The following is an 11,593-nucleotide window of genomic DNA, read 5'->3' as shown; positions in this document are numbered from 1 at the left end:
GACAAGAGAGAATGCCTTGATTCAAGGCCCTTCAACAGAACATTCCTCGTTGCTGAACGCTATCAATGCCGCGCTGGCAATTGAAGATGTCGGGAACGCTCTCCGCCTCTGCGCCGAGCGGCTAGCCGTTGCCCCTAAAGATCCGGACGCGCACCGCTATCTCGGCCAGCTGTATGCCCGACAGGGTGAGTTCGATGCCGCTCGCACCGCCGCACGACGCGCCACCGAATTGGCCCCAAACGATCCGCGCACTTGGTCGGATCTCGGCCGTGTCTGGGTTCTCTCTCGTGACTGGCTAGCCGCCGTGCGCTGCTTTCGTCAGGCAGTGGGTCTCGATGTCAACTATGCCGACGGTTGGCATAATCTGGGCGCGGCCCTCAAACAGATGGGCGAACAGGAACGTGCGCTGTCCTGCCTGCAACGAGCGCTTGCAATCGATCCCATGCGCGACGAGACGTATCTCGCGATTGGCAGCCTGTTGATCGAAGACGGCCAACTCGATGAAGCCCTATGGTGCTTCGAGCGGGCCGCAGCCCATGCCCCGGATTCCTCACGGGCTCGCAATCGTCTGGCGCAGGAACTCTCCGATCGCGGCCAGGTCGGCGATGCTGAAGCCTTGTTCCGCTCGTCGCTCACTGGCAATCCAGATGATCTCGACGCTTGGTTCGGTTTAGGCCACGCAATGGAGGACTTAGGCCACGGCGAACTGGCTCCCACGTGTTATCTCAACATACTACAGCGGGAGCCCGGCCATGGGCTGGCATTAGGCCAATACCTCAGCTTGGTGAAGGATGAGACGGAGGCAGCTTCTTGGGTCACTCATGCGCACCAGGCGCTTGGGCGCCACGAAACTCCGGATGAAGCCAAAGCTCTCGTGGGCTACGGTCTCGCGAAGTATTATGACCGGCGCGGCCAGTATGCTGAAGCGGCGCAAGCAAGCCTGACTGCTAATGCGGCCCGCCGACGAAAGACAGGACCATTGAACCGTGCAACGCTGCAGACGCGCATCGACGGGATCATTCACACATACACGGCTGATTTTTTCTCCGAACGACGGCGGTTCGGCATCGGCACGGATCAGCCGGTGTTCATTGTCGGACTTCCCAGATCAGGCACGACACTCATTGAACAGATTCTCTCCGCCCATCCGTTCATGCACGGAGCCGGAGAATTGCCCGACCTTGCACGCCTGGCCGTGCAATCGACGGCAGGGGGCAAGAAATCGCCCTGGCAAGCCGCCGCCGTCTTACACGATGAGATGGCCAGCCGGGGGCTAGCACAGGAGTATCTTCAGGCGCTTCGCCGCAATGCTTCACCGGACTGCCCACGCATCAGCGACAAGCAGCCGCTGAACTATTTTCACTTGGCCTTTGCCGCGCTATTGTTTCCCAATGCCCGCGTGATCCACTGCCGCCGCGATGCGCGCGACAATGCGCTCTCGATCTGGATGGAGAACTTCAACGCCGACCAGCGCTACGCCACTGACTTCGACGATCTGGCGTTCTTTATCTCCCAGGAGCGCCAACTCATGGCGCACTGGCATGATGTGCTCCCGCTTCCGATTCTGGATGTGCAGTACGAAGACGTGGTGAGCGATTTAGATGGTCAGGCCAAACGGCTGCTGGAATTTCTCAAGGTCCCCTGGGACGAGCGATGCCTTAACTTCCACCAAAATGATCGAGCTGTCCAGACACCCAGCCGCTGGCAGGTACGCCAGCCGATCTATACAAAATCTGTCGGACGCTGGAAGAAGTACCGGGAATATCTGCCTGGGTTAGAGACAGCTTTTAGTAACAGAGGGCATGATGGGGTTTGACTCATGGCCGCCGGCTGTACGGTTGCTGGGTCCCCTGTGTAAAAAGGTGGCGACACGGAGAAGCCTGATAGAGTCTTTCACTTTCTCCACCATGCGAATTTTCTCCGACCAGGAGAGCGTTCTGAGCGTCTTTTGCCAATCGGCTTGACGCTTGAATCGTTCTTGCCATTCAGTCATTGAGGAATTTCCCTTCGAAGCGTTGCCATTCATTCATAAGACCATGCTTGGCGGCTAGATCGGCGACATCTTGCTGATTCACACTCCCGGCGTCAAGTAAAGCCAAGATGCGGATGAAATCTTGGCTCGACCGACACTGAGTGCCATCACGGCAAGGTGTACCGCCCGCACGACACGCAGTGGAACTCCCTCGAAGTCGGCAGTTTCAGCTTTTTCCATGGCTTCCTTGGTGAGCTGGGAAAAGACTAGAATGAATTGAACAGGCCACGCGCCAACCTCAATGGCTTCGCCTTTCGGATGATAGCCTCTCAGCGAACAGAACTCGGAGATCGGCCCTAAAACATCGAAACGTGCTTCTCCCTCCACTGCGACCAAGACATCCGCATCCAGCGTCGCCACCGGCTCTGTGTATCGCATTTGAGCGACTGCCCCGAACAAGGCGTAATTGGCGATGATTTGTTTCTCACACATTTCATTGAGCAGGCGTGCCAGCTCTTGCATTACTTCACCCTCAGTCCCGATGGGTGCATCCGAGCGTAACACAGGACCAATCTGAAATCATGATAGGAATCTGTTTGAATGTGTCTGGCCTGACGAGAAAAACCAGACCTCCAGCCGCTGGCAGGCGCGCCAACCGATTTACACAAAATCCGTCAGCCGATGGAAAGCCTACGCGCCCTACTTACCCTTGCTTAAAAAAGCATTTCCACCCTTCGATCAAGCTCCCACTCCCCACACTGACCTATCCCCATTGCAGGGTTCCGTATCCGGAAACTGAACATGGCCTTGGAAGGGGTGGGATTGATATATTCCCGCCTGCTCAAGATCAATACATGTCGATGCTGACGACCAATTTCCATAGTGAGTTCCCAGATACGGGAACACTGCGCGGTTATGCCTTCCCTTTTGTTCACCCTAGATCTGGCCAATTGATTGTCATCCGTAAAATGGTGATGCGTGGATAACCAGGCGGGACTGGACCGTTTCTCCCTCTTCCGGGAATACTACGACGAACTTCTGAGCTACCTCACACTACGGCTGCAGTCCCGCGACCAGGCGAAGGACATCACACAGGAAACCTTTCTTCGCGCGCTCGCGCAGGACTCACCGGTTGCCATCCGACAACCGCGCGCGTTCCTCTATAAGATCGCAGTCAATCTCACGGTAGACCTGTTTCGAAAGAAACAACGCCAGGCCGAGGAATCGCTGGACGCGGAAGAACTCCGGGACGTCCTCGTCGCACCGGCCCGGCAATGTGAAGATGCTGAATCCCGGGAAGAAACCCGACTGCTCTATGACGCGGTCCTCGAACTGCCTCCTCGATGCCGGGAAGTGTTTCTGCTGCATCTCTTTAAAGATTTGAGCCATGCCGAGATCGCGGCACACTTCGGCATTTCGAAAAGCATGGTGGAAAAACACATTTTGAAAGCGACCGTCTACTGTCGCAATAAACTGAAGGATCGTTAGGAAGGGACAAGGCTCCGGCCTTGCGGTGCCTGTCCCTGTAATCGGAACACGGCCAGTCCCCAAGGGGAAGGGCAACAGTCCCCCTGACGCAGGATCGTCAAAATGGCTATAGTTCTCACCCGCCCACCCCGGCGCGCCGAGACGCGCCGTTCCACGGTGAGGCCGCAGAGAGATCAACGGACTGAGAACAAAGCCTGGTGCAAGGCACTCGGCGTGCCAAGGATGGGCGGGTGATATGAGCGGACACTTTCACCATCCTACTGTGGGAACCGCCGTCTTGTTCGTCATATCCCGGAGCGCTATGATCCGTCGTCTCGCGGAGGCATTGACAAGTTGATGCCCATGACCGAAGAACGAGAACAATCCCCGTCCCTGCGCGAAGAAGCCGCGCGTTGGTTGGTGCGCCTCCGTTCAGGAGAGGCCACCGCCGATGATCGCCGCCGTTTAAACAACTGGTTGGCTGAAGATCCCAGTCATCGACAGGAATTCGGGCGTGTTTCCGGCATGTGGACCAACATGACGGGTGCGAAACCACTGTTTGAAACCGAGCTTCGCAAAGCGGAAACCCGGTGGGCCGAATATGCTTCCACCTCGGAGCCGGCAGCGGGACAGTCCTGGTGGTCACCGGCTCGCATGGTTGCCGCGGGCGCGCTGATGGGGCTGATCACGCTCACCACCCTGTGGTGGGTTAATGGGGTGACCGAGTCATTGCACTATCAGACAGCGAAGGGAGAACAACGGCAATTGACGTTGTCGGACGGCTCGTCCGTCATGATGAATACGAATACTCAGATGACGGTGGAGTTTTCCAGTAAGACACGCGCAATCCGTCTGGATCAAGGCGAAGCCTGGTTCACGGTTGCACAGGACGGGCGGCGGCCGTTTGAGGTTGAGGTCGCCAACGGCATTATTCATGACATCGGCACGCAATTCATCGTCAGCAAATCCTCGCAACAAGTCGAGGTGTCGGTGTTGGACGGCATCGTCGAGGTGGCCCTCCATCCCCCGGTGGCACGCCACGCCATTCTCCATCGCGGACAACGGGTGTCCTACGGAATGGACGGTTGGATATCAGAAGTCGGACCGTTCGACCAAATCACGGCAGGCGCATGGAAAGACGGAAAGCTCATCTTCAAAGGACACCCGTTGGCACAGGTCTTAAACGAATTGGCGCGCTACCGGACCGAGGAAATCAGGTTGCTGGACAACTCGCTCAAGGATGTGCCGGTCACCGGAGTATTCAACATCCGGGAGTTGGAGAACTCGCTGGAACTGCTTCAAGATGCCCTACCGATTCGTGCGCAACGAGTGAATGCAAATCTCATCATTGTCGAACGAGCATCGCCCTCCACTACGGCGCCACGCTCCCGAACCCGATAGTTACCCTCATATCCTCCCGCTGTTTCAGCACTTTTCTTTCATTCTCAAAACATTTCACATCGACGTGTGGCTTTTTCTTTCTCTGTCGTCTTAGTCCCCATGTTTCCCAACAGGATGTCGAAAAAGTCTGCCAGCTTCGTTCTCGCGTCGCTTAGAAGCTCAACGTACAGCAAAGAGTACGCCTCGCCTCCTCGCTCGCTGCGGCCTTGCTGGACAGCCTTTTTAAACATCCTGCTCTGCTAAACCACTAGAGTCTTCCGCGATTGACCTCTTTTGAACAGTGGAGGAAGGAATGCCTCAGCGATCTCAAAAATCTGTCCGAAACACTACCCCATCGCCCGCTGCATGGGCTCGTCTGCGGGCCGCAATCGCCGCCGCTACTGAAACGGCATCCGGCTATGACCGTCGCCGCTTTGCCTGGGGATTTCTCGTCAGTCTCTCTGCCTTGAGCTTGACCACCTACCAACCTGCTCTATCGCAAGATGCCATTCCGGAGGACTGGAAACAGACTCCACGCGAACCGGAGAACAGCTCGACATCTCAACGCAGCTTCGGCACGCCGCGAGGCCCTCTGGATGCTAAAAGCCGGAACACCGCCGCCCCGAAGGTCAAACTGGCGGCGAACGAGCAGCCGGTTGGAGGACCCAAGCAATCATTCGACATACCGGCCGGAGATTTGGACAATGCGCTGATTGAGTTTTCCCGGCAATCAGGTGTTCAGGTCGTCTCCGCATCTACAGCGGTTGCCGGACTCGCGAGTCAAGGTCTCCGAGGTGAATACACAATAGAAGAAGCCCTGCATCGGCTGCTTGCAGGAACCGGATTGCAGTATCGCTTCAGCAACCCGAGTTCGATCACGTTGCACAGCGCGGCACCCTCGGGAAGTGCAGTCTTACCGGACAATCAGTCGAAACCCATCAAAGTCTCCGAAGTTGTCGTCAAAGACGTGCGGGAGCCGGCGTGGACAGATTCAGTCGATGGCTACAAGGCAGACAACGCCTCCACCGTCACCCGCAGCACAATGCCCATCGAGGAAACGCCGGTGTCGATCGGTGTGGTCACACGCGATCTGATTCGCGACACGTTTTCTCGTACACAAGGCGATGCCTTTGAAGCCGTCAGCGGCGTGACGCGCGACCAAGTGAACGGGGCACGAAGCGAAGGTTTCAACATCCGGGGCTTCACGGCCTGTTCACCTGCCGGTAACTTTAACGGCATGAAAGTTAACGGGTTACCGACCGACTGCCTCTTCGCACCGGACTGGGGCATCGTCGAACGGTATGAAATCGTCAAGGGACCGGCTTCCATCGTCGGCGGGGCGGCGAATCCCGGCGGCATTGTCAATCGCATCACGAAAACGCCGCAGCGCGCGAATTTTGCGAACGTCGAAGCCAATGCCGGGTCGTATGGTTTTTACCGAGGCCTGTTTGATGTCAACGGCGTGTTGCCAGCCCACGAGGACATTCGGGGTCGCCTCGTCTTTGCAGTCGAAGAGGGCGGCAACTTCGTCGATTTCACGCCGGTTCGACAGTATACCGTGGCGCCCTCGGTGGAGTTTGATCTGTTCAAAGGCGCCGGCAAGTTGCTCCTCCTCGGCACCTATCAACAGTTCAACGGCGCCGACTATCTCGGGTGGCCGCTCACGACAGACGGGAAAATGCTCAATGTTCCTCGCACGAGAAACTTCGGCGGTGGCGCACCGAACGGGGCACACACCAACTTCACCGGCTACAACGGCGAGGTCCATTACAATCACACGTTCATTCACGATATCAAGCTGTCCGCCAACGGCAAGTACTCGAGATCCAAGCTGCTCGAAAATAGCCTTTACACCTATACCTACCCCGGGATTCCTCCGAGCGGGGATGCCTACCTCTACAATAGATTTCGCGACATTAAGATGGACACCTATGCAGGCGAGTTGTATCTCAGCAAGGAATCCACGCTGTTCGGACAAAAACACGAAATCCTGGCGGGGGTCGACTACCGTGACATGACGCGTAATTCCTTTCTCACGCATCCCCAGTTGGGAATCGACAACGTGTTCAACCCACGGAACGACACACGCGCATTGTCCGATGATGAATTGCGCAGCTTGGTGGGCTCGCCTCTCCTCACGACCTTGAAACAGACCGGTGTATTCGGGCAGGCTGTCATCCGTCCTCACGAACGGGTCACTCTCGTCCTGGCGGGACGGCACGACGAGGCGCGCTCGTCCATTACTGACGAGGGGATTCCAACAACCGAACGGACGGACTCCGCGTGGACCGGCCGGGGCGGCGTGACCGTGAAAGTGACCGACTGGATGAACGTCTATGGGGGAATCCAACAGTCCTTCGCCCCAAACTCCTTGTCATTCACACGAGATAATCAGCTTCTGCCGCCGGAGACCGGTATCAATTACGAGGTTGGCGCTAAGCTCAACTTGTTCGACAATCGGCTGCTGTTCACCACCGCCTTGTTTCGCAGCTACCGCCGCAATGTGTCGACGCGTGATCCAGGAGACCCTCAGTTTAGCATCGCGGTCGGTGAGCAGCGTCATCAGGGTGTGGAATTTGATCTGAACGGCCAGCCGATTCCCGGCCTAAATCTGAATGCCAATTTCATGTATCTGGATGCTGTGATTACCGAAGCCAATGACCCAGGGTTTGTCGGGAGCTATCCGTCGTCGATTCCGCGTAACTATGTGGGGCGCGTCTTCGCGACATATCAGCTTCAGTCCGGCCTCCTGCAAGGGTTCGGATTTGGAGGAGGCGTCTATTACCAAGGCAGGTATGAATTAACCTTCCCCAACTCGATCAGTACCGATCCGTATCAGCGGGTGGATGCAGTCCTCTTTTACCGCCGCGACAAACGGTATGATGTGTCCGTCAACATCCGCAACCTGCTCAATGCCACGTATATCGAGAGTCCGGGCTTCCCAGGCGGCATTAACGCATTCGGTGCACCGATCACTGCCATCGCCACGGTGCGGATTTTCTTCTGAGTGAACCTGCCCGCTTCCCGTTCAGGTATATGTTCCCTGCTAGGCGTCAATATGGCCGTAACCAACTCTTGGTTCGACGATCTATTTACGCCAGGTTTTGCGGTTCTCATTCGTCTTAATCTATATAGACCTGTCCGGCAGCCATTGCCTTCGGCCGGCAAATCTGTGTAAGCATAATGGCCCGATTGTGCCCCTAATAATTCCATGAACCACATCATGCTGCTGCTCCATCGCTGGGTCGGTCTGATCATGGCCGGCTTCTTGATCATGTCCGGACTGACCGGTGCTGTAATCTCCTGGGACCACGAGCTCGACGATCTTTTAAATCCGCATCTCACTCACGTAGCAAGCCAGGGGCTGCCGCTTCCCATCCTCGATCTAGTCACTGCAATCGAAGCGCGCGACCAGAGGGCACGCGTGACGTTCGTTCCACTGGCACACGAACCGGGAGACTCTCTTCCCTTTGGCGTCGATCCCCGCATCGATCCGGCAACCGGCCGCCTGTACGAGCTTGGATATAACCAGGTCTTCATTGACCCTGGGACCGGACAAGAATTGGGCAGGCGTGAATGGGGTGCGGTGTGGCCCATCACTCGTGAGACGTTGGTGTCCTTCCTATATCGATTGCACTACACGCTGCACCTTCCAGAACTGTGGGGCATCGACCGTTGGGGGATATGGCTCATGGGAGGCATTGCCATCTTATGGGCACTGGACTGCTTCGTCGGCTTCTATCTGACCCTGCCATCCAAGATTCCGAGCTCGACGGCTCAGACCCACCCAGGATGGTGGACCCGCTGGAAACCATCCTGGATGGTGAAGACGTCCGGTACGGCCCGCCGAATCAACTTCGACGTCCATCGCGCCTTCGGTCTGTGGGCCTGGGGATTGTTGTTCATGCTGGCATTCACGGCATTCTCCCTCAATCTTTATCGGGAGATGTTCTATCCGATGATGTCCTTGGTGAGTGAGGTCACGCCTTCGCCGTTCGATGTGCGCACACCGAACGACAAACATCAGCCGATCGCACCGATGGTCGGGTACGCCTCGATTCTCGAACGCGCCCAGTATGAAAAAGCCAAGCGAGGTTGGCCAGAACCGCTCGGTGACGTATTTTACAGTCAGGAATTTGGAATATATGGTGTGAGATTTTTTCACCCTGGCGATGATCACGGCGCTGCAGGAGTAGGTCCTCCCGCCTTGTATTTCGATGGCAGCGACGGCCGCTATCTTGGGGATCAGCAGCCATGGAAAGGCACTGCGGCCGATATCTTTGTTCAGGCCCAATTCCCGATGCATTCCGGACGCATTCTCGGCCTGCCAGGCCGAATTCTCGTCTCACTGCTCGGATTGGGTACCGCTGCTCTTTCTATCACCGGAGTCGTCATTTGGTGGCAAAAGCATACGGCCTATAGCAGGCGCGCCAAACGCGAGGCCGATCATTTCGATCCCGTTCCGGCCGGTTGAAGCCATGATTGGACCGAACTCGAAGGGATTTGTCGTGTGGCTCACCGGCCTGCCGGGAGCCGGCAAGAGCACGCTGGCTCACCTGGTGGCCGCGGAGCTTCGGCAGCTTGGCCTGCCGGTCGAAACACTCGACGGCGATGCCGTCCGTCGCGAACTCACGAGGGACCTTGGCTTTACACGCCAGGATCGGGAGGAAAATGTCCGCCGTATCGCCTATGTGGCCAAGCTCATTGCACGGATCGGTGGAGTGGCGGTCGTCGCGGCCATTTCCCCTTATGCCGTTTCGCGAGACAAGGCGCGCGCGGATATTGAAAGATTCGCGGAAGTATATGTCCGCTGCCCGATCGGCACGTGCATGATACGCGATCCGAAGGGACTCTATGCCATGGCCTCCCGCGGCGAGATCCAGCACATGACCGGATTATCCGATCCGTACGAAGAGCCGCAAAATCCCGAGATCGTCGTCGATACAGATCAGGAACTCCCTGAGTCCAGCTTGCAAACGATCATGGCCGGGCTGCGCCGACTGAAGTTTATCTAGCCGGCAGATCTGATCCTCACCACAGTCTTGTCATGCCCCTGTGCGATCGGGATGATCGGATATTGGCCCTTGCGAGCCTGCCGCATATTCGGCCAATGGCACGGAGCCCTTGCTCCACTCAGCCAGAATCGGCGCCACGATACGCCAGGCTTCTTCCGCCTCATCGTCACGGATCGACAGCGTGGGATCACCGTTCAACACATCGAGCAAGAGCCGTCCGTAAGCCGTGAGCCCCCCGGAGCGGAGCGATGCATCGAGGTCGATCTGCTCCAGATCGAAGAGATCGCCGCACTCATTGATATTCACACGAAGGACAATCCGGTCGGGACTCAACTCGATGCGTAAGACATTCGGCTCCGGTTGTGCCGCCTGTCCAAAGGCCAGATGAGGAACCGCCCTGAAGTAGATGGCAATTTCACGGCGGTCACGCCCCAGCCCCTTTCCGGTGCGCAGCACGAACGGAACACCGGACCAGCGCCAGTTGTCGATCAGCAATTCGACTTGAGCAAACGTCTCGGTCTGCCGCTTCGCATCGACGCCCGGCTCTTCGACATAGCCCGGCACCTTTTCGCCGTTGATCATGCCACCGGTATAGCGGCCTCGTGTTGTACGCCGCTTGACCTCTTCCGGTGACAGCTTGCGCACCGCTCTCAGAACATCCACCTTTCGGTCTCTCAGCGTGCGCGCATCCAGCATGTGAAGCGGTTCCATCGCAACCAAGGCCAGCAGCTGCAGGAGATGGTTTTGAATCATGTCCCGGAGCGCCCCTGCTCCGTCGTAGAACGACGCTCGACCCGATGCCGTGAGGACCTCGTCCCAGATGATCTCCACCCGGCTGACGTGTTGTGTATTCCAGATCGGTTCGAACACCCGATTCGCAAACCGCAAACCCAATAGGCTTTGAACGGTTTGCTTGCCCAGGAAATGATCAAGGCGAAACACGGCCTCTTCGGGAAACGAATCATGAAGCAGCCGGTTGAGCTTCTGAGCCGAAGCCAGACTCTCACCGAACGGCTTCTCCAGAATCACCTTGCTCCCCGCCGGAAGCGGCAATGCGGCAAGTGCTTGAATGGTCGGCGCAAACAGCGGCGGCGGCAGCGCGAGATAGGCGACGATCGGCTCTTTCAGATTTTCTAAGGCAGCTGCGATGTCTTCACGCCTGGTCACATCGACATGATGGAACTCCGTGGCCGACAGCACCGCCTTGCTGGACGCTTCGGCGTTCGGCAAAAATTCTTGCAACTTCTGATCAAGATGAGCCCGAAACTTTTGTGTATCCCAATCGTTCCGTGCCGCGCCGATGATGCGGAAGCCATCGGGGAGCTGTCCCTCCTCGTAGAGACGTACAATGGCGGGCATGAGCAATCGCGCAGTCAGATCGCCTGACGCGCCAAGTATCACGAGGGTTCGAATCATTCCATTCTCCTTGATCGCGGCCGACACGTTGTCGCATACAGATCGAACGGCCGGACGCCGCAATGCGGCAATGTCTATCCAGAATAGTTCACGGCATGAAAGGTGAGCAAGGCAGGATTCTGGCTGCGGATGGCCTATGCCCCATACCAAGATAAGAAGACGAAGGAAGACAGATGACTCTGCCGCAGGGAGATTCTTTATACTTGTGTTGGCAAAACCTGGCTAGATGGAACATCCGTAGAAGTACCTCTCAGAAGGACAACTTTGTCTTAGAGGACATTTTGCCTCGATGCCATTGACCGTCACAACGGATCTTCCTCGCAACTGCCCTCAGTACGGCCAT

The 11,593-nt window shown here is 57.0% G+C and carries 8 protein-coding genes; 6 read left to right on the top strand and 2 right to left on the bottom strand.

Annotation, left to right across the window (positions count from 1 at the left end):
* Positions 1-49: 49 nt before the first annotated feature.
* On the top strand, positions 50-1,816 hold the full coding sequence (locus W02_RS21180; protein WP_173051289.1) for a tetratricopeptide repeat-containing sulfotransferase family protein: 1,767 nt from the start codon (positions 50-52) through the stop codon (positions 1,814-1,816).
* 255 nt (positions 1,817-2,071) lie between these two features.
* On the opposite strand, the gene W02_RS21175 is transcribed toward W02_RS21180, so the two are convergent.
* Entirely contained in the window at positions 2,072-2,494 is a 423-nt protein-coding gene (locus W02_RS21175) for a hypothetical protein (RefSeq protein ID WP_173051288.1), read from the bottom strand.
* Positions 2,495-2,950: 456 nt separating this feature from the next.
* Between W02_RS21175 and W02_RS21170 the strand changes: the two genes are divergently transcribed.
* The 5 genes from W02_RS21170 (at position 2,951) to cysC (ending at position 9,834) form a co-directional block, all read left to right on the top strand.
* Positions 2,951-3,460 (top strand): sigma-70 family RNA polymerase sigma factor, encoded by a 510-nt coding sequence (locus W02_RS21170; RefSeq protein WP_173051287.1) that lies wholly within the window; start codon positions 2,951-2,953, stop codon positions 3,458-3,460.
* Positions 3,461-3,802: 342 nt separating this feature from the next.
* On the top strand, positions 3,803-4,840 hold the full coding sequence (locus tag W02_RS21165; RefSeq protein WP_173051286.1) for a FecR family protein: 1,038 nt from the start codon (positions 3,803-3,805) through the stop codon (positions 4,838-4,840).
* 292 nt (positions 4,841-5,132) lie between these two features.
* Positions 5,133-7,826, top strand: a complete 2,694-nt coding sequence (locus W02_RS21160) for a TonB-dependent receptor (protein WP_173051285.1) — start codon at positions 5,133-5,135, stop codon at positions 7,824-7,826.
* Positions 7,827-8,030: 204 nt separating this feature from the next.
* Positions 8,031-9,293, top strand: coding sequence for a PepSY domain-containing protein (locus tag W02_RS21155; protein WP_173051284.1), 1,263 nt, complete (start codon positions 8,031-8,033; stop codon positions 9,291-9,293).
* A gap of 4 nt (positions 9,294-9,297) precedes the next feature.
* The gene (gene cysC, locus W02_RS21150; protein ID WP_173051283.1) at positions 9,298-9,834 is read left to right on the top strand and encodes an adenylyl-sulfate kinase; all 537 of its coding nucleotides are present in this window, start codon (positions 9,298-9,300) and stop codon (positions 9,832-9,834) included.
* A 30-nt stretch (positions 9,835-9,864) separates the two neighbouring features.
* Here the strand turns inward: cysC and W02_RS21145 are convergent, their stop codons facing one another.
* Entirely contained in the window at positions 9,865-11,250 is a 1,386-nt protein-coding gene (locus W02_RS21145; RefSeq protein WP_173051282.1) for a glucose-6-phosphate dehydrogenase, read from the bottom strand.
* Positions 11,251-11,593: the final 343 nt, after the last annotated feature.

The sequence above is a fragment of the Nitrospira sp. KM1 genome, from assembly GCF_011405515.1.
GTDB lineage: Bacteria > Nitrospirota > Nitrospiria > Nitrospirales > Nitrospiraceae > Nitrospira_C.
Note: the sequence above shows the minus strand (reverse complement) of the source record. Positions and strands in the feature narration are given on the sequence as shown.

Bases quoted from the DNA above. Each gene is read 5' to 3' on its own strand.
- W02_RS21175 (WP_173051288.1), bottom strand. From the start codon at position 2,494: ATGCAAGAGCTGGCACGCCTGCTCAATGAAATGTGTGAGAAACAAATC.
- W02_RS21165 (WP_173051286.1), top strand. From the start codon at position 3,803: ATGACCGAAGAACGAGAACAATCCCCGTCCCTGCGCGAAGAAGCCGCG.
- W02_RS21160 (WP_173051285.1), top strand. From the start codon at position 5,133: ATGCCTCAGCGATCTCAAAAATCTGTCCGAAACACTACCCCATCGCCC.
- W02_RS21155 (WP_173051284.1), top strand. From the start codon at position 8,031: ATGAACCACATCATGCTGCTGCTCCATCGCTGGGTCGGTCTGATCATG.
- cysC (WP_173051283.1), top strand. From the start codon at position 9,298: ATGATTGGACCGAACTCGAAGGGATTTGTCGTGTGGCTCACCGGCCTG.
- W02_RS21145 (WP_173051282.1), bottom strand. From the start codon at position 11,250: ATGATTCGAACCCTCGTGATACTTGGCGCGTCAGGCGATCTGACTGCG.